We start from the raw sequence: 21066 nt of genomic DNA on the forward strand, positions 1-21066 counted from the left end.
TCGAACGACGGCGTCGGTATCGACCCCCCGCCGAATTTTTTATGCTTCCTCGATCCCCTCGGAGATATCCGCGTCCTCGACGACCGTTCGGACTACGCCTGCGAGTGGGAGCAGGTCATCCTCTGTCTGGCCCGCGCTCCCAGCCCCGTCCGTCGAGTCCGCTCCGCCGACCTCCTCCGCCGCAAGCGCGTGATACCGCGTCGCCGCGAGCAGTGCGATCTGGAGCACGTCGTTGGTCGTCGCGACCTGCTCTCCAGTAGTCTCGTTCAGTTCGTCACGGATCGCACTCAGTAGCTCTCGGGACTGCATCGACATCGTCAGCGAGACCTGAAACCGGTGTGGGACGTCCTCGTGGAACCGTGAGAGCGCCGCGGTAACTTCGGAGTCGTTCGTTTCCATCGTGTGATAAGATATCACATGTGGGCAAAAATAAGGGTGGGGGGAGACGCCCGTCTCGGGTGGCGCTTACCGCGGGAGCGCACCGAGCGCTTCGGCCGCCTCACGGGCCGCGGCGAGTTGCTCTTTGGCCTGGCGCGGATCCGATTCCTGCGCTGCCTGCCGTGCTAACTGGGTCACCGCATCCGCTAGCGCCGCCTCGGCCTCCGGCAGGGAACCGGTTGACCGCGCGGTTCCGTGCTGATTCGTGGCCGAACTGTTGGCTTGCTGGCGCGCTTCCGACGGTTCGCCCGGGGTCTCGTTCGGCTGTCCAGCACCCGCTGGTGGCTGGGACTGAGCGCCTGCGGCGGCCGTGGCGTCGGTTCGCTCCGCTCTCTGGTCGTGTGCGTTGGACCTCGTGGCACCCGCCTGAGTCTGTCCCTCGGCAGTCTCCTCTTCGACCTGGGCCGTCCTGTTGGCGACGTCCTGATCGGCGGCCTGCTGGCAGGTCGGGCAGAACTCCTGGTCGTTCTGCCGGAAGAGCGGGTCCCCACAGTTGTTGCAGTGTTTGTTCGTCATCGTCGCACCCTGCAGGAGCAGTTCGCTCATGTGCTCTGTCGATTGCCTGTCCTCGGCGTCCTCTTCGTACTTCTGCCGGAGCTTTTCGCGCTCGGCTTCCTTGTCGAACTCGCTCATGTGCGTATGCAGGTGGCGCACGGACTAAAAACCAGCAAGTTCGGTCTGGCCGTTATTCGCCAGCGACCAGCGTGTAGCCGATAGCGACCGGGGCGGCGAAGACGACGTGTCCGAGCGTGCTCATCAGCGTGCCGGGGAAGCCGACGTTCGGGAACGGCGGTGCGCCGCCGAAGCCGACCGCGCCCAGCCAGAGCGGCATGACGAGTACGGCAAGCACCAGGGTCGTCAGGACGCCGTAGAGGGCCCCAAGCGGGATCGCATCGGGGAGCGTCGAGGCTCGTGCTCGCAGTCCGGTGTTGCTGACCAGCAGGACGTACGCGACGCCGAGGGCGACGCCGTGGAACTGGTGGAGCGCCCAGCCTGCGGCGAGGGCCGGCCCTTCGATACCGTACATTGCGGGAATCGCCATCTTTAGCATCGGGGCCGGGATCACGAACTGCATGAGCAGTCCGAACAACACGCTACCGACGAAGCCGGCCACGGCTCCGGCGGCGAGTTCAGTCGTCGCAACGGTCGAAGTCGGACGGTGATCGGTCGTCGTTGCCATCTGTATCTTCACGATGACTGCTGTCCTACGTGAACGCTTTTCAGTTGGGTGTTCGGTACACACTTTCGGATCAGGTATAAATATACCCGCCAAACGACAGGTCAAAACCGCCCCATGACGGGCCGAACCGCCGGTTCCAAAGTTTTAATCATCATGGATGGGTCAGTTCTAGGTGGTATGACCAAAGTAAGCGTAGTCGGTGCGGCCGGGACAGTCGGCGCTGCTGCAGGGTATAATATCGCGCTGCGCGACGTCTGTGACGAACTGGTGTTCGTCGATATTCCCGACAAGGAAGACGACACGGTCGGACAGGCGGCGGACGTCAATCACGGAACCGCCTACGACTCGAACACGACGATTCGGCAGGGCACGTACGCGGATACGGCCGGGTCGGACGTAGTGGTCATCACAGCCGGTATCCCGCGACAACCGGGTCAGACACGGATCGACCTCGCCGGCGACAACGCGCCGATCATGGAGGATATCGGCTCGTCGCTGGCCGAACACAACGACGACTTCGTGACGATTACGACCTCGAACCCAGTCGACCTGCTCAATCGGCATCTCTACGAGACAGGCGACCGGGCCCGCGAGAAGGTAATCGGCTTCGGCGGCCGACTCGACTCCGCGCGCTTTCGCTACGTCCTCGCCGAGCGCTTCGACGCGCCGGTCGAGAACGTCGAGGCGAGCATCCTCGGCGAACACGGCGACGCACAGGTCCCGGTGTTCTCGAAAGTCCGCGTCGACGGCCGTGATCCGGAGTTTACCGACGACGAGAAAAGCGAGATTCTGGCAGAACTCAAAGAGAGCGCGATGAACGTCATCGAGAAGAAAGGTGCAACCGAGTGGGGCCCAGCCACCGGCGTCGGGCACATGGTCGAGGCCGTCCTACGCGACACCGGCGAGGTACTGCCCGGTTCGATCCCGCTCGCTGGCGAGTACGGTCACGAGGACGTTGCACTCGGTGTCCCCATCCGATTCGGCGAGAACGGCGTCGAGGAGGTCGTCGAGTGGGAACTCGATAGCTTCGAGCGCGAACAGCTCGGCGAAGCGGCGGACAAGCTATCCGAGCAGTATGCGAAGATAGAGTAACCCGCTCGACCGGTCGGTATCGAGCGCGCGCCGGTCAGTTTCCGGCACGCGGATCGGGAGCGTCGCCGCGCTCTCCGGCCCGCACCGACTCCGGAACCTCCGCATCGACGAACTCTGCCCACTCTATGAGGTGGTCCTGTTCCCCTGTCATAGCTACGTGAGTATCTCACATGATCTATCATAACTTTTTCGCCGATTGCAAGCCGCTGAAGATCTGTTCGACAGGACGCAGGTCGCCGTTACAGAGATTCGAGGAGAAAGCCCACGACTTCAGTCGTGGGAGTAGTCACGGGATCAGTTGTTCCCCGTCGTCGTCGTATACGACGATGGCGTCGACTGGACAGGCCCGGGCCGCGAACTTCGCGTCTAGTTCGGCTCCCTCCGGAACATCGCGGACGAAGCGGTCCTCTTCGACCTCCTCGCCGTCGGCCAGCACTGCTTTCCCGGCGTCTTCGTCCTTCTCGAAGGCGTCCCACTCTGCGACACACTGGAACATTCCGATGCAGGTGTCCCGATCGAATTCGATTTGCATAGCGGACAGTTCGTCCGACACTACTAAAATCATGGCGGAGAGGGGCGGTCGTGCGTTTCTCTCGGACTCACCCGCCACCGGTACGCAAGTTTAAACCCCAAGAGGGGCCAACGGACGGGTAATGGATATCGCGGAGCTATCGGGCGTCCCTCCCGGCTTTACCGAGTACCTGGAGGCGGAGGGAATCGAGGAGCTATACCCGCCTCAGGCCGCGGCCGTCGAGGCCGGGATCCTGGAGGGCGAGAACGTTGTCGCCAGCGTGCCGACCGCCAGCGGGAAAACGCTGATCGCACAGCTGGCAATGCTTTCCGCCATCGAGCGCGGGGGGTCGGGCAGCGCATCGAGCGGCCGAGCACTCTACATCGTGCCGCTACGGGCGCTCGCCAGCGAGAAAAAGGCCGAGTTCGAGGCGTTCGAGGCCTTCGACGTCTCTGTCGGCGTCTCGACGGGCAACTACGAGTCGGACGGGGAGTGGCTCGCCGACAAGGACATCATCGTCGCCACCAGCGAGAAAGTCGATTCGCTGGTGCGAAACGGCGCGCGCTGGATCGACGACGTCGACTGCGTCGTCGCCGACGAGGTCCACCTGATCGACGACTCGAATCGCGGGCCGACGCTGGAAGTGACGATGGCGAAACTGCGCCAGCTCAACCCCGACCTCCAGACGATTGCACTCTCGGCGACAGTTGGCAACGCCGACGAGATGGCCGAGTGGCTCGATGCCGAACTCGTCGACACGACGTGGCGACCGATCGATCTGAAGAAGGGCGTCCACTTCGGCAACGCCCTGCATCTCGATGACGGGACACAGCACGAGCTACCGGTCCGCAACAGCGAGAAACAGACTGCCGCAATCGTCCGGGATACGCTCGACGACGGCGGTTCCTCGCTCGTCTTCGTCAACTCCCGGCGCAATGCCGAGGCCGCGGCGCGACGGCTGGCGGACGTGGTCGACCCCTCGCTCTCGCCCGAGGCGCGCGAGGAACTCGACGAGATTGCCGAGGAGATCCGCGACGTCTCCGATACCGAGACGAGCGACGACCTGGCCGAATGCGTGATACGCGGCGGAGCCTTTCACCACGCCGGACTCGCGCCCGAGCACCGCTCGCTCGTCGAGGACGCCTTCCGGGACCGACTGCTGAAAGTCGTCTCTGCGACGCCGACGCTCGCGGCCGGCGTGAACACGCCGAGTAGACGCGTCATCGTGCGCGACTGGCGGCGCTACGACGGCACTGCGGGCGGAATGCAGCCCCTCGACGTGCTCGAAGTCCACCAGATGATGGGGCGGGCGGGCCGTCCCGGACGGGACCCCTACGGCGAGGCGGTCCTGCTGGCGAGCAGCCACGACGAACTCGACGAACTGTTCGACCGGTACGTCTACGCCGAGCCCGAACCGGTGCGCTCGAAACTCGCGGCCGAGCCAGCCCTTCGCACACACGTCCTCGCGACCATCGCCAGCGGGTTCGCCCGCACCCGAGAGGAGTTGCTTGGCTTCCTCGAAGAGACGCTGCACGCCAGCCAGGCGAACGACCCCGAGCGACTGGAGCAGGTGACCGACACGGTGATCGAGTATCTGGAGCGCAACGACTTCATCGAGAGCGCGAAGTCACGCTCCGCGGAAACTACGAGTGGTGGAGCCGCAAGTAATGACGGCGACGAACTCGATGCGACCGGGCTGGGCCACACCGTCTCGCGGCTCTACCTCGACCCGATGACCGCGGCCGAAATCGTCGACGGACTCGAAGCGAGCGATGGCGCTCCGACCCCACTCGGTCTCTATCACCTCGTCTCCCGCACCCCGGATATGTACGAACTCTACCTCAAGTCGGGCGACCGCGAGGAGTACACTGAACTCGCCTACGAGCGCGAGGGGGAGTTCCTCGGCCCGATGCCCAGCGAGTTCGAGGACGTCCGCTTCGAGGACTGGCTGTCGGCGCTCAAGACCGCCCTGATGCTCGAAGACTGGGCGCGCGAAGTCGACGAGGACCGGATCACCGAACGGTATGGCGTCGGGCCGGGCGATATCCGCGGCAAGGTCGACACCGCCGAGTGGCTGCTCAACGGGGCCGAACAGCTCGCGGCCGACCTCGACCTCGACGTCACGCCGGCGATCCGCGAGGCCAGAAAACGGGTCCAGTACGGCGTGAGCGACGAACTGCTCGAACTCGCAGGCGTGCGCTCGGTCGGCCGCAAGCGCGCCCGACGGCTCTTCGACGCGGGCATCGAGAGTCGGGCACAGCTACGCGAGGCGGACAAATCGGTCGTCCTCGGCGCGCTTCGCGGTCGCGAGAAGACCGCCGAGACGGTGCTGGAAAACGCCGGCCGCCAGAACTACTCGATGGAGGGCGTGAGCGCGGACGACAGCGCCCGCCCGTCCGACGGATCGAGTGGGGAGAGAGCGGGGGAGGACGCCGAGGACAGTTCCGACACCGACGACACCGGACAGGCCAGCCTGGGTGATTTCTGAATGGAGTTCGTGGAGGGCGAAATCGTCGTCGACGACATCGACGGCTTCGTCGAGACGCTCTCGGCCATCGGCGAGAAACACGACTGTACGATCCAGGCGTTCGACGCCCGCTACGTCGCCGGACGCGAGCATCTCGAACGCGCCGTTTCCCTCGCCGACCGAGCCATCGAGCGCGAGGAGAACGTGGCCCGGGACCGGGCCGTCGAGATACTGCTGTACGCCGCCGGTCGGCGACAGATCAACAGGGCGCTCCGGATGGGGCTCGATTCGGGCGAGAACCGTGCAGTCGTGCTCGTCGACGCGAAGCGGGAATCTGCGGACGAGGCGGGCGCGGTGACGGCGCTCCGGGAACGCCTCGACCTGACGCCCGAACCGACACTCGGCGTCGAGCACGCCGAGGAGGAACTGCTTCGGGAGTTCTTCGATATCGGTGTCGCCGAACTGGCGGCGACCGACGCCGGTCTCCCGGATCTGGTGCTGGAGCGGGTCGCCCTCCTGGACGTCGAGAAGTGAGGTAGCGCTGGACTACGGTGCTGGCAGGCTCTTGCGCGGGCAAAGAATTATTTTCGATGCGATAGATCTGTCAGTAGGGCTGACTGATGACCTCTACACATCGTCCCTGATCTGGTCGTCACGTCCCCGCCGTCCGCACGTGACGGGACGATCACGCTCGTCGCACCGGTAGTCGACAGATCAGAAGAATCCGTGATAATGACACGAGCGACGTTCATCGAATGCGATCGACTTGATCTCGCACCGCCCGAAGAAGACGACATCGGGTTCCTCCAGCAGGGAGTGAACCATCCTGACGTCCGCCGGTATATCGGCGTCTTCAGGACGCCCTACACCGAAGATCGGTATCGTGAGGAACTGTGGCCCATCGAAAACGGCGAGGGGAGCGTGTCGTTGCTCGCCGTGCCGAAAACGGGCGAGTTCGCGGGGGACCCCGTCGGATCGGTACAACTGCATCCGATCCAAACCGACGACGGCTACGCCAACTTCGGCGTCTGGTTCCACCCGAAGGCCTGGGGCAATGGCTACGCTCTCGAGGCCAGCGCGTATCTCATCGAATACGGCTTTTCGACGCTCAGGCTACACCGCATCTCCGCGACCGCGGCAGTCACAAACGAGGCGTCGATCCGGCTCTGTGAACGGCTTGGCTTCGACCACGAAGGCACCGCCCGCGAGAGCCAGTTCGCAGACGGCGAGTTCGTCGACGTGGAGCGATACGGACTGTTGGTCGACGAGTGGGCTGGCCCCGAGGCAGTGCTCGACGGCGAGCCCTGACCGTCGAGATGGGTCACCTTATCCCGCCGTTTGTGCGGCCTCATCGAGCCAGTCGGGCTCTTCGACGGTGACGTCGTCGTACTCGAACTCGAAACTGGCCTCGACGTCCGCGCCGTCGGGGACGGTGTAAGAGACGCTGAAGGAGTGGATCGCCCCCTCCTCGTCGACGACGACCTCCGTCTCGACGTCCTCGACGTCGCCGAAGGAGGTCTCTTCGTCGAGAACGCCGCTTCCGCTGTAGGTCAGGCGTCGTGGCTCGTCCTCGGAGACGGTGTCGAGCGACAGATTGGCGACTGCGAGCGCCTCGCCGAAGGTGCGGGGCGAGAGTGCGTCGGGCGTCTGGACTTCGTCGGCGGTGTACTGGACGTTCTCGCCGTCGTCGATTCGGGTGTAGACGACCCCATCGCCGCTCCGGTACGTCTCGGCGACGCTCTCGGTGAGTTCGATGCGTGCGTACTCCGTCCCGGTGCCGTCGGTCTGGGTCTCCATGCTGAGTTGCTGGACGGTCTCCTCACCGTCGTTCTCGCCCGGTATCGTCAGCCGAATCGTGGTCTGCGCCTGCGTCGGTCGATCCGCGATTGCGGCGTCATGGGTTGCGAGTACCTCGCTGGCATTGGCGACGCCGCTCTCGTCGTAGCCAGCGGGGTAGGTCAGTTCGTCGGTCGGTGCATCGCCTTCCGTATCGTTTGGCGGCGCGTCGGCCCCGTCGTCGCCCATCGGCAGGCCACTACAGCCTGCGAGTACGACGAGGAACACCACTCCGAGCACGGCAAAGTGACGGCGCATGGATAGAAGGCGATTCGCATCGATCATAGCGCTTCTGGCCGTTAGGGCGTCGGCGCCGAACCGTCGTAGGCGTCGTGGTCAGTGTAGAAGTTGAGCATGGCGAACTTCAGTTTCTCGGGGTCGACGTCGATCATTTCGTCGCGCTCCTCGGCCGGGAACGTGTCCTTGACGCTGTACTTGCCCAGTTCGCGCTCCTGTTCTTCGGTGTAGCGCGCGTCGAGCAGGATCCGGACCCCGACTTCCTCGGGGGAGCGAAGCACCCGCCCGAGCGCCTGTCTGGTCTTCCGGACCGTCGGAATCTCGACGGCGTAGCGCCAGCCGGCGTCGTCGACGCCCGCCCGGTCGCTAAAGGCCGTCTCGTAGGCGTCCTGTACGGCCTCGGAGCGGTCGTCCAGATGCGGATACGGGACGCCGACGACCGCAACCGTGTGTGCGTCGTCGCCGTCGAAACTCACGCCCTCCGAGAGCGTCCCCCACAGCGAGGTTAGCAGGACGCCGTCGTCGTCGTCGACGAACGACTGCCGGAGGTCTTCGGCGCTCGTCGCCGGTCGATCCAGATAGAGTCGGTCGGACGGGATGCTCTCTCGCAGGTGGCTGTGATACCGTTCGGCCTCGCTATAACTGGGGAAGAACGCGAGCAGGTTCCCCGGCGTGAACTCGGCGGCATCCACGAGGGCGTCGGAGACGGCGGCCTGTACCTCGGGGTCCTCCCGGTCGCTGGCGAACAGCGGCGGCGTCCCGACGGCGTAGGTCCGGCGGTTCTCCGGTGGGAACTGCAGGCCGTAGGCCAGCGTGACCGGACTCTCCAGTCCGAGCACGTCCTCGAACACGTCGAACGGGCGCAGCGTCGCGCTCATCAGCACACAGGAGTACACTTCCTCGAACAGTTCGCCGGTCACCTCCCGCGGAATGCAGGTGTATAGCTCCGCCCGGCCGTACACCTCGCCGGTCCCCTCGTTTCGACGGACGGAGACGACGGGATACTGGCCGAGTTTGGTGCCGTCGGACATCCACGAGTCCAGAAAGGCGGCCGCAGCGAGCGTCTGACACTCCTGTCGGGTGCTCGATTTGCCGCTCTTGTAGGCCTCCTCGTACTCCTCGTCGAGTTCGCGACCGAGCTTTCTGGCGGACTCGATATCGTCGTCGATTCCCCGACCGGTGTAGCCCTGCAGAAACGCTCGCGTGAGGTCGTCCCGGCCTTCCTCATTGGCGATAGGGACGTCCTCCCAGTTCTCGTCGACCTGCTCGCGGCCGCCGAAGCCAAAGGAGTCCTCGTAGGTCTCGACCAGCGCGTCGCGGAACGTGCGGATCACGTTCTCGGCCTGGTCGGCCCGCAGGTCGTCGGTCTCCTTCAGTTCGTCCAGCGCGGCGTCGAGCGTGTTCTCGGTCAGCGTCTTCGTCGCGTGTTCGCGCGCCGCCCCCTCGACGTTGTGGGCCTCGTCGAAGACCGTAATCACGTCCTCGGGGTCGCGGCCCAGCCATCGGAAGAACTGCTCGCGGATGTTTGGGTCCAGCAGGTGGTGGTAGTTACAGACGACCAGGTCAACGCCCTCCATGCCTTCCTTGAGTAGTTCGTAGCCACAGAACCCCTGCTCGTGGGCGTGTTCGTAGATCTCGTCGGGCGTTCGGACGTCCTCGTAGAGCCAACTGTAGAACGCATCGGTGTCCGCGGTGAGATTCTGGTAGTAGTAATCACAGGTGTTCTGTTCTTCCAGCGTCTCGACCTGCTCTTCGAGGGCGTCGAGTTCGTCCATCACCGCGCTCCGGGCTTCCGTCGCCTGCTCGTCGCCCTCCTGGCTGGCCTCCAGTAGCTCCCCTTCGCGGCGTTCGAGCTGGTTCCTGTCGCGTTCGGTGTCGACCAGGTCGTAGGTGTTGTCCCGGAGCACCTGACACTCCTCGTAGTCGACGTCGATGTGACACATCGAGGATTTTCCGCGGAAGACGATGGTACGGATCGCCTCGCGTTTCGTGATCTGACGGGCCTCGTGGACGAACTGGCGCATCTGCTGGTGGACGTTGGTCGTGATGACGACCGTCTTGTCCTCCTCGCGGGCGTACTCCAGCGCGGGTACGAGCGCCGAGAGTGTCTTCCCGGTCCCGCAGGCCCCCTCGAAGAGGACGTCCTGCCCGCGAGAAAGCCCGTTGTAGATGCGGTCCATCGCCGCGCGCTGGTTCTCGTAGGGCGCGTCGTACGGGAAAAAGCGCATATACCCGTTGGTCTCTGGCACATCTCTGGGATGGTGCGTAACCGACTAAAAGGGTTCGCCCGACCCAAACGGATACCCGCCTCCCACCCCTCTAGACAGCCATGAGCCACACCACCTCCGACAGCACGGGCCTCCCTGGAGACCTCGGGGGCCGCGACCTGCTCACGCTGGTCGGCTTCGTCGTCGCAGTCAACGTCGTGGGGGCGCTCCCGGCCGTCTTCGCCGGAACGGACACGTCGTGGATCGAACAGCCGTGGTTCTATCCGCCGGCGGTCGCCTTCCCGGTCGTCTGGACGCTCCTCTTCACCCTGATGGGCGTCGCGCTCTTTACCCTCTGGCGGCGGGGGATCGAGCGCCGCGACGTCAAGATCGCCGTCGGCGTCTTCGCCGCCCAGATGGCGGTCAACGTGACGTGGACGCCGGTCTTTTTCGGCCAGCAGGAACCGGGCCTCGGGCTGGCGATCATCGTCGCACTCTGGGCGCTGATCGTCGCGACGATCTACGCCTTCGACCGGGTGGACCGGCGGGCCGCCGCGCTGCTGGTGCCGTATCTCGCGTGGGTCACGTTCGCCGCGGTGTTGAACTACGAGATCTGGCGACTGAGCGGGTAACCACTGCCTACTCTCCGTCTCTGTTGTTTTCGCAATCAAAAGCGGAAAGTATTGAAACGTTCACGTGCAAGATCACCCCAAGACCGTGAACGTCAGACAGGCCGACTACGTCGCACTCGCAATCGTCGGGGCCGTGCTCGTCATCGGACTCGCGATCACCTGGCAGAACTACCAGCAGTGGGTCGCGCTGGGCGACATGAGCGGGCGGATGGGGATGGACACGACGTCGATGCACGGCACACACCCGGTGTGGTACCTTCTCGGGACGCTCGTCACCGCAGCGGCCGTCGGCGGCGGCTACCTGGCCTTGCGCGAGCAGTTCGTCGGGACGGAGGAGCGCACGGCGTCCGCAGATTCCTCCCGGACGGCTGCTACCGGCGTCGGGAGTTCGTTTGAGCCGGACACAGCGGAAAGCTCCGCTGGACAGGGCGCCGTCGAGGGCTCTTCTGGACAGGAATTTGCTGAGGGATCTCCCGCAGACACACCCGAAGAGCCGTCGACTGGGGCCGAAGAGTCCGGACAACGGCCGAATGAGACGACCGACGCTGCCGATACGGACGCCGACTCCGGAGCCGGTCCCGAAGACTCGGCCCACCCAACGCGTCCGCTGCTCGACGTCCTGCCGGAGGACGAACGCCGCATCCTCCAGCCAGTCGTCGACTCGCCGGGACTGACCCAGATCGAACTTCGGGACCGGGCTGACTTCTCGAAGAGCAAGGTGAGCCAGACCGTAAGCGACCTCGAAAAGCGCGGGTTGCTGTATCGCGAACCGCAGGGCCGGACGTATCGAATCTACCCGTCCGACGATCTCGACGAGTCGTAGCTCCCAGAGCCCGAAACCCGGCCGGACGAACGGTCTCTTCGAAACGAACGGTGTAGAAGACGTTAAAAACGTTCTAAAACGTTCTCGTGGGTGAGTTCACGCCCGTGGTCATAACCACTCCACTCCCTTTGTTACGAATGAGGAGAACCACCATGAGATCTACACTGACCACAATCGTCGTCGCGATCGCACTCGTCGTCGCGCTGATCGGAGCCGTCGGCTTCGTCAGCGCCGACGTGACCAGCCAGCAGGATACCAACGCCCACGCGAACGGTCCGGTCGGCACGATGGCCGACTACGCGCCCGGCCAGTTCGGCGAGATGATGCACGGCTTCGCGGCCGATCACGTGCCCGGTGTGCATCAGGCCGATGACGACCGCGGCGCGCATCATCAGGGTGGGCATCACGCGACCTCCGCGGGTGAGTACCACGCTGACCACGCCGAGTACGAGGACGGCGAGCATGCCGAGTACCACGACGAACAAGACCACAGTGAGTACGAAGAGCACGACCACGCCGGCGAGTACCAGGATGACTACGACCACGCGGAGTACTCGGAGGAGCGGACCGAGAGCGACCGTCACGCCGACTCCGCGCCTGAGGACCGCCAGCGCGGGTATGGCGGGCACGGTGGGCACTGCTAACCACTGATCCAGCAGTAGACAACGATTCGACTTTTCTGAACCGCTCTTCGATCACTCGTCCGTTTCGAGCGCCAGCGAGGCTAGCATCGCTTCTAACTGCACTTGCTCGTTTGCACCCTGCGTGATCCGGTAGTCGGCTTCGCCCACCCGGTCCATCAGGCGGACCGCGGCTTCCTCTTCGATTTCCAGGTCCCAGACGGAGCGGTGCAGTTGGTCGATGATGTCGCCGCCGGCGATTCCCTTGTCGACGATCAGGTCCCGTAGCTGACTTCGCGCGGCGATGAAGTCGCCGTCGATAGCCGTCTGGACCATCTCCTGGACTTCTTCGGGACGCGCCGTCGCGGTGATCTTGAAAACGGTCTCCTCGTCGACGGTCTCGCCCATCACTGCGGCGGCCTGCAGGGCGTTGATCGCCTTTCGCATGTCGCCGTCCGCGGCGTAGACGAGCGCGTCGACGCCGTCCTGCGTGAGCGTGATCCCTTCGGCGTCGGCGATCTTTCGGATCTGGGCCTCGACGGCATCGTCGCCCAGCGGCGCGTAGCGAAAGACCGCACACCGGGACTGGATCGGGTCGATGATCTTGCTGGAGTAGTTACACGAGAGGATGAATCGGGTGTTGTTCGAGAACTGCTCCATCGTCCGGCGCAGCGCGGACTGGGCATCGCTGGTCAGCGCGTCGGCCTCATCGAGGAAGATGATGCTGGGTTTCGAGCCTGCGCGGCCGCTCCAGTCGGTGCTCGCGAAGTTCTTGATCTTCTCGCGGACGACGTCGATCCCACGCTCGTCGGAGGCGTTCAGTTCGAGGAAGTTCTCCTCCCAGTCGTCGCCGTAGAGCTCTTTGACGATGGCGACGGCACTGGCGGTCTTGCCGACGCCTGCCGGCCCGGCGAAGAGTAGATGCGGCAGGTCGTCGCGCTCGATATAGCTCTCCAGGCGGTCGGTGATGTTGTCGTGGCCAACCACGTCTTCGAGCGTGTGCGGCCGGTACTTCTCCGTCCAGACGTCCTGACGGCCCCCCACAGAGTCCTGCTCGGCTTCGGCGTCGCTCATAGTTCCAGTCAAGTCCCTCCGCGTCATAAAACGTCCGAGAGCGATCCCGACGATCCGGACGACAGTCTCAAGCCACTGTCAGCGCAACCGTGGGATATGCAGGTCACCGTCGAGGTGAAAGGCGAGCGGACGGTCGAACTCGATGTCGAGGACGCGACCTACGCTGAGCTACTGGACCGCATCGACATCAGCCCGCACGAGGCGTCGGTGCTGGTCGATGGCCGCCCGGTCCCCGAGGATCAACCGGTCGAGGCAGAGCACGTCACCGTTCTCAGACTGATCAAGGGCGGATAGCCCGGCGGGTCCCGACTGTTCGTTTCCAGACAGCCGCCACCACACGATTTAGGATGATTCGCTCCAATGGTGGGGTATGTCATCTGATGGCAAGTTCGGAGAGTTCGGCGGACGACACGTGCCGGAACCGCTCGAAGAACCGCTCGAAGAGCTAGCAGCGGCGTTCGATCGGTTCGTCGACGACGAGGAGTTTCAGTCGGAGCTATCCTACTACCTGAAACATTTCGCGGGCCGCCCGACACCGGTGTTCTATGCCGAATCCCTTAGCGAGCGCTACGACGCTGAGATCTACTTCAAGCACGAGGATCTCCTCCACGGTGGGGCGCACAAACTCAACAACACGCTGGGACAGGCCCTCCTCGCGAAACGCGCCGGAAAGGAACGGCTGATCGCCGAAACGGGGGCCGGCCAGCACGGCACTGCGACGGCGATGGTCGGCGCGCTCCTGGACATCGATACGACAATCTACATGGGTCGCAAGGATATCCAGCGTCAGGAGATGAACGTCTTCCGGATGCGCCTGATGGGCGCCGAGGTCCGGGAGGTCACTCGTGGCAACGAGGGGCTAGCCGAGGCCGTCGACGCCGCGCTGGAGGATCTGGTCGAGAACACTGAGGAGACCCACTATCTGGTCGGGAGCGTGGTCGGCCCCGACCCGTTCCCGCGGATGGTTCGTGAGTTCCAGTCGGTGATCGGCGAGGAGGCCCGCGAACAGATCCAGGAACAACACGGCGAACTGCCGGATGCCTGTGTTGCCTGTGTCGGCGGCGGATCGAACTCTCTCGGTCTCTGGCACGCGTTCAAGGACGACGACGTCGCCTTCTACGGCGCAGAGCCCGGGGGGATCGACGACGAACACCACTCCGCGCCGCTCTCGAAGACGCGAAAGGAAGAGCCACAGATCTTCCAGGGCATGAAGACGCAGATGATCGACGACGACACCGAGAACCACTCTATCTCGGCGGGCCTCGACTACCCCGCCGTCGGCCCCGAACACGCCGCCCTGCAGGCACTCGGACGTGCCGAGTACCACGCCGTCTCCGACGAGGAGGCGCTGGCGGCCTTTCGCGAACTCAGCGAGACCGAAGGGATCATCCCCGCGCTGGAGCCGAGTCACGCTATCGCGCTCGCGATCAAACTCGCCGAAGAAGACCGTCACGACACGATTCTCGTCAACCTCTGTGGCCGGGGCGACAAGGACATGCAGACCGCCGCCGAGCGGTTCGATCTGAGCTAGGACTCGATCCGTTTTTCGAAGTGGACGAGGTCGTACTCGCCCATCGTCGACTCGCCGACCTGCGCGTAGCCGGCGCTGGGATAGAACGCGACGGCCTTGCGCTGTCGTCGCGCCGTCGTCGCCAGTATCGGATCGTATCCTGCCGCCACGATACGTGATTCGAGGTCGGCCAGTAGCTTGCGCGCGAACCCCTGTCGTTGAGCGGCGGGATGGACGCGCATCCGGTGGAGTTCCGCCCCGCCCGCCACGCTCCGCTCGTCGGCGTAGCCCGTCTCGCTGGGGAGGTAGCCGCCGATTGCGACCACATAGCCGTCGTGGGTTCCGACGTCCTCGAACGAGCGGTCGTCCGCACCGGGGAGCATCTCCCTGTCCTCGACGACGCCGACGACGAACTCGCCGCCAGCGTCGGGATACGACGCCTGTACGTCCGCGAGGTCGTCGTTATCGGGAATGTCGTCCGGGTTGGTCTCGGTCTCGGCCAGGGACAGTTCGTCGACGCGGCGGATCGCGCTCGCGTCCCGTGGGTCGTACGACCGACAGACGAGGCCGCTCATACGTCGGCGTTCTCGTGAACCCAGTCCAGCAGTTCGTCGCCGCTCACTTCCATCCCCTGCCGGCGGAAAAACGAGGCGACGTTCTCGCAGTCCCGTTCGAGGAACTCTTCAGCGTTCTGATGGTGGATCGTCACCGCCTGCCCGACATCGATGACGACCAGTTCGCCGTCGTAAAAGAGCACGTTGTACTCGCTGAGGTCGCCGTGAACGAGTCCGGCGGAGTATAGTCGGCGGATGTACTCGCGGACGACCTCGTAGGCCGTCTCGGGGTTCTCGATCTGGACTTCCGCAAGCCGCTTCGAGCGACTGTCCTCGGTGCCGATGTACTCCATGATGAGGACGTTTCGCTCCGTGGTGATCGGCCGCGGGACGCGAACCCCGGCTTTCCGGGCGCGTTCCAGGTTCGAGAGTTCCTTGCGCGTCCAGGCCATCACGATCTTTCTCTTGTCGCCGAGTTCCTCGAAGCGCGGGTCGCCGATGAGGTACTCGCGCATGTCCTGGAAGTTGGTCGCGCGGGTGCGGTACACCTTCATCGCGACCTCCTCTTCGCCCTCTCGTAGCATCTCCAGCGATCGGTCGCCGGCGAGCGCGTTGTAGACGTTCGCCTCCTTGCCGGTCGAGAGCGGCCCGCCGATGGCGTCGACGTAGCCGTCCTGAACGAGTTTGTACAGCGCGGCGAATGTGGCATCGTCGAAGGCTCCGTCGTCGACTTTGAACCCGTCGGAGTCCTTGATCCGTTCGCGGAACTGGCTGAACTTCCGATCCCGCTTGCGGGCGATCCGATCGGCCTCGGTATCGCTGACGTCGATCTGCTCGAATTCGTCGTCGGGGGTGTCCGACTCGTTGGGTTCGAGCAAGCCGTACTCGCCTGTCATCTACCATTCCCTTGGCGATCCAGCGGTAAAAGGATGCGTTCTGGGTCCGGCGCGGACCGCGCTATCTAATGTGGCCTTCCTCGCGCAACTGGTCCGCTTCTTGCTTCTCGTAGCGCCACGTGATGTCGGCTTTCTCGTCCTGCCAGTCCCACGGTTCGACGAGAACGATGTCGTCCTCGCGGATCCAGATGCGTTTTTGCATCTTGCCGGGAATCCGTGCCGTCCGCTCCTCGCCGTCTGCACAACGCACTTTCACGCGGTTCGCTCCGAGCATGTTCGTGACCTCGGCAAAGACCTCGTCCTCGTCGGGCATCCTGAGGTCGTTTCGTCCGTTGTCGTCGCTCATACTGGAATATTGGTCAGGTGAGGTTTTAAATTCGGTGGAGTCGCTTCCGGCCCGAAACCATCGGATTATTGTACGCGCCCCGACCACCGACGGTATGATCAAACGACTCGGTGCGGCCGGCATCGTCGGCCTGCTGGCACTGCTCGGCGGAATCGTGCTTATCGCCACTCAGAACCTCCTTATCGCGGGCGGCCTGGCGCTGATCGTCGCCGGTCTCGGCCTCGTGGTGCGCTCGCTGATCCAGAGCGTGATGGGTTCGATGGGAATGGGCGGGATGCTCTAGAGGCTAGAGCGCTCGTCGTCGGCCCGATGCTCGGTGATGAGTTGATCGACCATCTCCGTTTTCCGTTCTTTGCGGCGCTCCTCGGCCCGGTCCTCCCAGTCGTCGATGACGCTCTCGATGTCTGCTCCCCGAGCGACCGCGAGTTCGTCCACTTCCTGCATCCGGACGTCCGACACCGGTCCGACCGGGATTCCGTGCTCGAAGAGGATCTCGTCGGCGATGTCCGAGAGGTTTCCGCCGTTTTTCAGGACGACCTGTGGCTCGACGTCGACCAGCCGTTCGGCCGTACTGCGGCCCGCACCGCTGGCGTCCCGGAGATAGATCACGTCGTCCTCGGCGAGTCCGTACTGCTCGTGGGCCGCTTCGAGCGCGTTCGTCGTGAATTTCTCGACGGGCTTGACCGGAACGAGGTCTTTCTTCTTCGCCGAGACGTCCGCGAAGTTCGAGTGATCGAGTTTCCAGAGCTCTTTGAGTCGGTCGAGTTTCGCTTCGATGTCCTCGGCCCGCTCTTCGGCGTCTTCGACCTGGCGTTCGAGCCGTTCGTTCTTCCGTTGCAAGCGCGTGACGTCGCGGCGTTCACGCGCCTCGCGGCGCTCCTCGCGTCGCGCGTCGGAGAGTTCGCTTTCGAGTTCCTCGATCCGGTCGTCCTTCTCGGTGATGGTGCCTTCGAGGCTCTCGACGTGCTCTTCGAGGCGCTCGACCTGGCGCTCCAGGTCGCGGATCCGTTTTTCGTCGTCGGTTAGTTCGCGCGGCGTGTGCTCTGACTCCGCAATCTCTTCTTCCTCGTCCTCGCGCAGGCGCTGGATCACCGTTTCGACGGACTCGTCGTTGCGCACCACCTCGGCGGTCACCTCGCCGCGCTCGAACGCGCTCGGCACCTTGCGGGCGATGCGCCGGAACTGGTCCTCGTGGTCGTCGAAGGCAAACAGCGCGGCGGCCATCGCGTCCCGTTCATGATCGTTGTTGTAACTGTGATCGCGGGTGCGGTGTTGTTTGGTGTCGATCGGCAGATCAGTGTCGGGCGTCCACGGTGCGGCGTCGAAGCTTCGCCGGATCTTCTCGACGGTCTCGGGCATCGGCGTGACGTCTGCGGCAAGCACGACCGGCCGCCCGCGTTCGATGATCCACTCGATCACCGCCGCGGTGTCCGCCGTACGGGTACTCAGCACGTCCAGCAGGTCGCCGTCGAGCGAGACGACTGCGACCGCGGTCGTCGTGCCGGGATCGATCCCGACGATGACGTGATCCCGGCGCTTGGCGAGGGGATGGAACTCGATGCCGTCGCGGCGTTCGCGCTCGATTTCGATCCGCGTGTCCCCCGAGCGTTCGCGCGAGAGCGGGATGTCCTGTGGCCGCGCCGATACCTCGAAGACGGCGTTGCTGTAGCCGCCGTACTTCTCGGTGACGTCCATCTCGTACTCCAGATTCGCGTCGTCGAGTACGCTCTCGACGTCGCGGGCGCGACGCTTGACCGAGCCGTGGATCCGGCGCGTGTAGCGGTCCTGGCTGAAGCCGCCCTTGCCGGTCGAGCGGCCGCGAGAGACCTTGACTTCCGTCGTATCTGTAAAGGCCGACACCTCGTGGCCGACGTTCTGGGCGGCGAGTCGCGCGGCCGCCTCGGCCTCTTTCATCGGCTCTTTGCCGTAGGGGACGCCGTGGCGCTTGGCGACCCGCGAGAGTGGTTCGGGCTGTTCGTCGCCGGTTACCTGCACGAGGCGGGTTCCGTCGGGGAGGCTCCCCAGAAACCCGACGAGGGCATCCTTGTTCTCGGCGAGTTCGTACATGTTGTCGGTGGCGAGCATCGCCGGTTCGCGATCCTCGATCAGCCGACGGAGCTTTCGATAGGTGACGACGTCGCGTTCGAGCGACTCGCCGTCGTGGATACACAGCGCGTAGGAAGGTGTCGATCCCCGAACATCCCCACTCTGGATGTCGACGCCGAAGACGACGGCGTCGAGCGCACTCGTTCGATGGCTCACGTACCGTGGTAAGCGGTGACGGTAAGTGAATCTTGTCCCCGTTACCCCTTCGTCTGACCCCAGACTGCGCCCCCGGCGAACAGCACTGTCAGGCCGAGAACGATCCCTACCTCCGGCGAAATCAGGAACGCAATCAGGACGAGGGGGAGTGTGATTCCCGCCGCGACGAGGAGCTGAATTTTCGTGATAGTGGCGTCGAGTCGTGTTTCCAGGTCGTCGATCCGTTGTTCGAGCTCTTCGGTGGAGGGCTCGCTCGCCATATTCGGATATCGTGACGACTAGCTGATAAAATCTCCCGTTTTTCAGCGCTAAGTATCGGCGCTGCCCCGGTCTGAGGCGCTCAGGAGTCCGGAAACGGCACGTCGACGGTATCGCCGTCGTCGGGGACGAACACCTCGCCGTCGAACGCTTCGCTGGCCTCCAGGCGGTGGTCGCTCACGTCGCCGGTATACCGCGAGGAGATGTGGACGAGTGCGAGGCGTTTCGCGTCCGCGCGCTGGGCGACCCCGGCGGCCTCGCTTGCCGTCGAGTGGCCAGTCTTCAGAGCGCGGTCGAGTCGGTCCTCGGCGAAGGTGGCGTCGTGGACGAGCAGGTCGGCGTTCTCGGCGATATCGACTGTCTCGTCGCTGGGTCGAGTGTCGCCGGTGTAGACGAACGTCCGGCCGGGCCGTGGCTCACCGACGACCTGCTCGGGGTCGACGACCGCCCCGTCGTCGAGTTCTACTGGCTCGCCCTCGTGGAGTTGCGAGAACTTCGGCCCGACGGGAACGCCGAGTTCCTCGGCGTGCTCGCGGTCGAAGCGGCCCTTCCGGTCGTCCTCGATCAGGGCGTAGCCGACTGCGGTCGTCCGATGGTCGACGGGGAAGGTGCGGACCACGTACTCGTCGGTCCGGAGCACCACGTCGTCGTAGCCGACCTCGTTGATCCGGAGCGGAAAGGAGGGTCGCCCGCCTGCGGACTCGATGAAGGCCTTGATACTGCCCTTTTCGCCCGGCGGGACGTGAATCGTCATCCCCGTCTCGCGGTCGTTGAAATCCATCGTGTCCAGCAGGCCGGGCAGCCCGTAGGTGTGATCGCCGTGGGTATGGGTAATAAAGAGATGCGAGACGTCGAAGCCGGTGCCAAAGCGCATCATCTGGCGCTGGGTGCCCTCGGCGCAGTCGAACAGGAGGTGGTCGCCTTCGCGGGCGACCGAAATCGCGCTGGGGTTGCGTCTGGTTGTCGGTACGGCCCCGCTGGTCCCCAGAAACGTCACGCGAAGCGTCATTACCTCTCACTGGTCGCCCGCCCGGTAAACCGGCTTCGGATCCCGACCGACCGATTCTTACCCCCGCGAGCGCTACGACCGGGTAATGGACTCGCCGCTGTGGACCGACGTGCACGCCCCCGATCTGGACGAGCTGCCCCAGGACGACGTCCGCGAGTATCTCCAGCGCGGCGTCGACGACCCGCTGAACCTGGTGCTTCACGGCCCGCCGGGGAGCGGCAAGACCGCCGCCGTCCGCGCGCTCGCTGCCGAAGCCCACGAGGACCCGGACAACGATCTGATCGAGATCAACGTCGCGGATTTCTTCGACCGGACGAAGACGGAGATCAAGAACGACCCGCGCTTCGCCTCGTTTCTCGAGGGGCGCAGTTCGATGGCGAAACGCGACATGATCAATCACGTCCTCAAGGAATCGGCCAGCTACGCGCCGGTCTCCGGCTCCTACAAGACGATCGTGCTGGACAACGCCGAGGCGATCCGCGAGGACTTCCAGCAGGCGCTGCGGCGCGTGATGGAGCGGCATCACCAGACCACGCAGTTCGTCATCACGACGCGTCAGCCGACCAAGCTCATCCCGCCGATCCGCTCGCGATGTTTCCCGGTACCGGTCCGCGCACCGACCCACGAGGAGATAGCGACCGTGCTCGAACGGATCGCCGTCGCCGAGGACGCCGAGTTCGACCAGAACGGCATCAAGTTCATTGCGGGCTACGCCGATGGCGACCTCCGCAAGGCGATTCTGGGTGTGCAGACGACCTACGAGCAGGAGGGTGAGATCACCCGCAACGCCGCCTACGAGGCGCTCGGCGAGGTCGGTACCGACGATCAGGTCAAGGAGATGCTAGACGCCGCCGAGGCGGGCGAGTTCACCGACGCCCGCTCGACGCTCGATGACCTGCTCGTCGACGAGGGACTCTCGGGCGAGGAAGTCGTTCAGGATATCCTGCGGATCGCACAGTCCCGATACGACGGCGACCGGCAGACGAAGCTCTATCGCCTGGCGGGCGAGATCGATCTGGATCTCACCGAGGGAACGAATGACCGCCTGCACGTCTCGCATCTGCTCTCGCGACTGCCGGAGTTGACCTGGTCGGCCGAAGCCTAACTGCGAATT

The 21066-nt window shown here is 64.4% G+C and carries 24 protein-coding genes; 11 read left to right on the top strand and 13 right to left on the bottom strand.

Annotated elements, in window-relative coordinates:
• Positions 1-39: 39 nt before the first annotated feature.
• From ACFQL3_RS17255 to ACFQL3_RS17265, 3 genes are all read right to left on the bottom strand, one after another.
• Positions 40-399, bottom strand: a complete 360-nt coding sequence (locus ACFQL3_RS17255; protein WP_377056574.1) for a hypothetical protein — start codon at positions 397-399, stop codon at positions 40-42.
• Between the two features lie 66 nt (positions 400-465).
• Entirely contained in the window at positions 466-1071 is a 606-nt protein-coding gene (locus ACFQL3_RS17260) for an Sjogren's syndrome/scleroderma autoantigen 1 family protein (protein WP_377056576.1), read from the bottom strand.
• A 52-nt stretch (positions 1072-1123) separates the two neighbouring features.
• Positions 1124-1618, bottom strand: a complete 495-nt coding sequence (locus ACFQL3_RS17265; RefSeq protein ID WP_377056578.1) for a hypothetical protein — start codon at positions 1616-1618, stop codon at positions 1124-1126.
• Positions 1619-1795: 177 nt separating this feature from the next.
• On the opposite strand from ACFQL3_RS17265, the gene mdh reads away from it, so the two are divergent.
• Complete coding sequence (mdh, locus tag ACFQL3_RS17270; RefSeq protein ID WP_377056580.1) at positions 1796-2710, top strand: malate dehydrogenase; 915 nt, start codon at positions 1796-1798, stop codon at positions 2708-2710.
• Between the two features lie 286 nt (positions 2711-2996).
• Here mdh and ACFQL3_RS17275 read toward each other — a convergent pair whose 3' ends face one another.
• Positions 2997-3242, bottom strand: coding sequence for a ferredoxin (locus ACFQL3_RS17275; protein WP_377056582.1), 246 nt, complete (start codon positions 3240-3242; stop codon positions 2997-2999).
• Positions 3243-3363: 121 nt separating this feature from the next.
• On the opposite strand from ACFQL3_RS17275, the gene ACFQL3_RS17280 reads away from it, so the two are divergent.
• From ACFQL3_RS17280 to ACFQL3_RS17290, 3 genes are all read left to right on the top strand, one after another.
• Positions 3364-5709 carry an ATP-dependent DNA helicase gene (locus ACFQL3_RS17280; RefSeq protein ID WP_377056584.1) on the top strand — a complete coding sequence of 782 codons (2346 nt, stop codon included), beginning with the start codon at positions 3364-3366 and terminating at the stop codon, positions 5707-5709.
• Entirely contained in the window at positions 5710-6222 is a 513-nt protein-coding gene (cgi121, locus tag ACFQL3_RS17285) for a KEOPS complex subunit Cgi121 (RefSeq protein WP_377056586.1), read from the top strand.
• A gap of 198 nt (positions 6223-6420) precedes the next feature.
• Positions 6421-6996 carry a GNAT family N-acetyltransferase gene (locus ACFQL3_RS17290; RefSeq protein WP_377056588.1) on the top strand — a complete coding sequence of 192 codons (576 nt, stop codon included), beginning with the start codon at positions 6421-6423 and terminating at the stop codon, positions 6994-6996.
• An 18-nt stretch (positions 6997-7014) separates the two neighbouring features.
• On the opposite strand, the gene ACFQL3_RS17295 is transcribed toward ACFQL3_RS17290, so the two are convergent.
• The gene (locus ACFQL3_RS17295; RefSeq protein WP_377056590.1) at positions 7015-7782 is read right to left on the bottom strand and encodes a DUF7537 family lipoprotein; all 768 of its coding nucleotides are present in this window, start codon (positions 7780-7782) and stop codon (positions 7015-7017) included.
• Positions 7783-7823: 41 nt separating this feature from the next.
• Complete coding sequence (locus tag ACFQL3_RS17300; protein WP_377056592.1) at positions 7824-10010, bottom strand: ATP-dependent DNA helicase; 2187 nt, start codon at positions 10008-10010, stop codon at positions 7824-7826.
• A gap of 80 nt (positions 10011-10090) precedes the next feature.
• On the opposite strand from ACFQL3_RS17300, the gene ACFQL3_RS17305 reads away from it, so the two are divergent.
• The 3 genes from ACFQL3_RS17305 to ACFQL3_RS17315 all read left to right on the top strand — a co-directional run bounded on the left by ACFQL3_RS17305 (position 10091) and on the right by ACFQL3_RS17315 (position 12067).
• The gene (locus ACFQL3_RS17305; protein WP_377056594.1) at positions 10091-10600 is read left to right on the top strand and encodes a TspO/MBR family protein; all 510 of its coding nucleotides are present in this window, start codon (positions 10091-10093) and stop codon (positions 10598-10600) included.
• A 64-nt stretch (positions 10601-10664) separates the two neighbouring features.
• On the top strand, positions 10665-11423 hold the full coding sequence (locus tag ACFQL3_RS17310; RefSeq protein WP_377056596.1) for a helix-turn-helix transcriptional regulator: 759 nt from the start codon (positions 10665-10667) through the stop codon (positions 11421-11423).
• 152 nt (positions 11424-11575) lie between these two features.
• On the top strand, positions 11576-12067 hold the full coding sequence (locus ACFQL3_RS17315) for a hypothetical protein (RefSeq protein ID WP_377056598.1): 492 nt from the start codon (positions 11576-11578) through the stop codon (positions 12065-12067).
• A gap of 51 nt (positions 12068-12118) precedes the next feature.
• Here the strand turns inward: ACFQL3_RS17315 and ACFQL3_RS17320 are convergent, their stop codons facing one another.
• A complete protein-coding gene (locus ACFQL3_RS17320) occupies positions 12119-13117 on the bottom strand; it encodes a replication factor C small subunit (protein WP_377056600.1) in 999 nt (332 codons plus the stop codon).
• Positions 13118-13213: 96 nt separating this feature from the next.
• Here ACFQL3_RS17320 and samp2 point away from each other — a divergent pair, with 96 nt between their 5' ends.
• Both samp2 and trpB read left to right on the top strand, forming a co-directional pair.
• Positions 13214-13411 (top strand): ubiquitin-like small modifier protein SAMP2, encoded by a 198-nt coding sequence (gene samp2 / locus ACFQL3_RS17325; protein WP_377056602.1) that lies wholly within the window; start codon positions 13214-13216, stop codon positions 13409-13411.
• A gap of 76 nt (positions 13412-13487) precedes the next feature.
• Complete coding sequence (gene trpB, locus ACFQL3_RS17330; protein WP_377056604.1) at positions 13488-14648, top strand: tryptophan synthase subunit beta; 1161 nt, start codon at positions 13488-13490, stop codon at positions 14646-14648.
• On the opposite strand, the gene ACFQL3_RS17335 is transcribed toward trpB, so the two are convergent.
• The 3 genes from ACFQL3_RS17335 to eif1A form a co-directional block, all read right to left on the bottom strand.
• Positions 14645-15202 carry a GNAT family N-acetyltransferase gene (locus tag ACFQL3_RS17335; protein WP_377056606.1) on the bottom strand — a complete coding sequence of 186 codons (558 nt, stop codon included), beginning with the start codon at positions 15200-15202 and terminating at the stop codon, positions 14645-14647. The genes trpB and ACFQL3_RS17335 overlap by 4 nt on opposite strands.
• Positions 15199-16077, bottom strand: coding sequence for a serine/threonine-protein kinase Rio1 (gene rio1, locus ACFQL3_RS17340; RefSeq protein WP_377056608.1), 879 nt, complete (start codon positions 16075-16077; stop codon positions 15199-15201). The genes ACFQL3_RS17335 and rio1 overlap by 4 nt, the downstream gene beginning before the upstream one ends.
• Before the next feature lie 61 nt (positions 16078-16138).
• A complete protein-coding gene (gene eif1A / locus ACFQL3_RS17345; protein ID WP_377056610.1) occupies positions 16139-16423 on the bottom strand; it encodes a translation initiation factor eIF-1A in 285 nt (94 codons plus the stop codon).
• Positions 16424-16517: 94 nt separating this feature from the next.
• Here eif1A and ACFQL3_RS17350 point away from each other — a divergent pair, with 94 nt between their 5' ends.
• Complete coding sequence (locus tag ACFQL3_RS17350; protein WP_377056612.1) at positions 16518-16706, top strand: DUF7470 family protein; 189 nt, start codon at positions 16518-16520, stop codon at positions 16704-16706.
• Here the strand turns inward: ACFQL3_RS17350 and ACFQL3_RS17355 are convergent.
• The 3 genes from ACFQL3_RS17355 to rnz form a co-directional block, all read right to left on the bottom strand.
• Complete coding sequence (locus ACFQL3_RS17355) at positions 16703-18685, bottom strand: DUF460 domain-containing protein (RefSeq protein WP_377056614.1); 1983 nt, start codon at positions 18683-18685, stop codon at positions 16703-16705. The genes ACFQL3_RS17350 and ACFQL3_RS17355 overlap by 4 nt on opposite strands.
• 41 nt (positions 18686-18726) lie before the next feature.
• Positions 18727-18945, bottom strand: coding sequence for a hypothetical protein (locus tag ACFQL3_RS17360; protein WP_377056616.1), 219 nt, complete (start codon positions 18943-18945; stop codon positions 18727-18729).
• Between the two features lie 80 nt (positions 18946-19025).
• The gene (rnz, locus tag ACFQL3_RS17365; protein WP_377056618.1) at positions 19026-19952 is read right to left on the bottom strand and encodes a ribonuclease Z; all 927 of its coding nucleotides are present in this window, start codon (positions 19950-19952) and stop codon (positions 19026-19028) included.
• 85 nt (positions 19953-20037) lie between these two features.
• On the opposite strand from rnz, the gene ACFQL3_RS17370 reads away from it, so the two are divergent.
• On the top strand, positions 20038-21057 hold the full coding sequence (locus ACFQL3_RS17370) for an AAA family ATPase (RefSeq protein ID WP_377056620.1): 1020 nt from the start codon (positions 20038-20040) through the stop codon (positions 21055-21057).
• The last annotated feature ends 9 nt before the right edge of the window (positions 21058-21066 follow it).

It is taken from the genome of Natronoarchaeum sp. GCM10025321 (assembly GCF_042663585.1).
In the GTDB taxonomy this organism is placed as follows: Archaea; Halobacteriota; Halobacteria; order Halobacteriales; family Natronoarchaeaceae; genus Natranaeroarchaeum.

Excerpts from the sequence above, each read along its gene's own strand:
- ACFQL3_RS17255 (WP_377056574.1), bottom strand. The coding sequence starts at position 399 with ATGGAAACGAACGACTCCGAAGTTACCGCGGCGCTCTCACGGTTCCAC.
- ACFQL3_RS17260 (WP_377056576.1), bottom strand. The coding sequence starts at position 1,071 with ATGAGCGAGTTCGACAAGGAAGCCGAGCGCGAAAAGCTCCGGCAGAAG.
- ACFQL3_RS17265 (WP_377056578.1), bottom strand. The coding sequence starts at position 1,618 with ATGGCAACGACGACCGATCACCGTCCGACTTCGACCGTTGCGACGACT.
- mdh (WP_377056580.1), top strand. The coding sequence starts at position 1,796 with ATGACCAAAGTAAGCGTAGTCGGTGCGGCCGGGACAGTCGGCGCTGCT.
- ACFQL3_RS17275 (WP_377056582.1), bottom strand. The coding sequence starts at position 3,242 with ATGCAAATCGAATTCGATCGGGACACCTGCATCGGAATGTTCCAGTGT.
- ACFQL3_RS17280 (WP_377056584.1), top strand. The coding sequence starts at position 3,364 with ATGGATATCGCGGAGCTATCGGGCGTCCCTCCCGGCTTTACCGAGTAC.
- cgi121 (WP_377056586.1), top strand. The coding sequence starts at position 5,710 with ATGGAGTTCGTGGAGGGCGAAATCGTCGTCGACGACATCGACGGCTTC.
- ACFQL3_RS17290 (WP_377056588.1), top strand. The coding sequence starts at position 6,421 with ATGACACGAGCGACGTTCATCGAATGCGATCGACTTGATCTCGCACCG.
- ACFQL3_RS17295 (WP_377056590.1), bottom strand. The coding sequence starts at position 7,782 with ATGCGCCGTCACTTTGCCGTGCTCGGAGTGGTGTTCCTCGTCGTACTC.
- ACFQL3_RS17305 (WP_377056594.1), top strand. The coding sequence starts at position 10,091 with ATGAGCCACACCACCTCCGACAGCACGGGCCTCCCTGGAGACCTCGGG.
- ACFQL3_RS17315 (WP_377056598.1), top strand. The coding sequence starts at position 11,576 with ATGAGATCTACACTGACCACAATCGTCGTCGCGATCGCACTCGTCGTC.
- ACFQL3_RS17320 (WP_377056600.1), bottom strand. The coding sequence starts at position 13,117 with ATGAGCGACGCCGAAGCCGAGCAGGACTCTGTGGGGGGCCGTCAGGAC.
- samp2 (WP_377056602.1), top strand. The coding sequence starts at position 13,214 with ATGCAGGTCACCGTCGAGGTGAAAGGCGAGCGGACGGTCGAACTCGAT.
- trpB (WP_377056604.1), top strand. The coding sequence starts at position 13,488 with ATGTCATCTGATGGCAAGTTCGGAGAGTTCGGCGGACGACACGTGCCG.
- ACFQL3_RS17335 (WP_377056606.1), bottom strand. The coding sequence starts at position 15,202 with ATGAGCGGCCTCGTCTGTCGGTCGTACGACCCACGGGACGCGAGCGCG.
- rio1 (WP_377056608.1), bottom strand. The coding sequence starts at position 16,077 with ATGACAGGCGAGTACGGCTTGCTCGAACCCAACGAGTCGGACACCCCC.
- eif1A (WP_377056610.1), bottom strand. The coding sequence starts at position 16,423 with ATGAGCGACGACAACGGACGAAACGACCTCAGGATGCCCGACGAGGAC.
- ACFQL3_RS17350 (WP_377056612.1), top strand. The coding sequence starts at position 16,518 with ATGATCAAACGACTCGGTGCGGCCGGCATCGTCGGCCTGCTGGCACTG.
- ACFQL3_RS17360 (WP_377056616.1), bottom strand. The coding sequence starts at position 18,945 with ATGGCGAGCGAGCCCTCCACCGAAGAGCTCGAACAACGGATCGACGAC.
- rnz (WP_377056618.1), bottom strand. The coding sequence starts at position 19,952 with ATGACGCTTCGCGTGACGTTTCTGGGGACCAGCGGGGCCGTACCGACA.
- ACFQL3_RS17370 (WP_377056620.1), top strand. The coding sequence starts at position 20,038 with ATGGACTCGCCGCTGTGGACCGACGTGCACGCCCCCGATCTGGACGAG.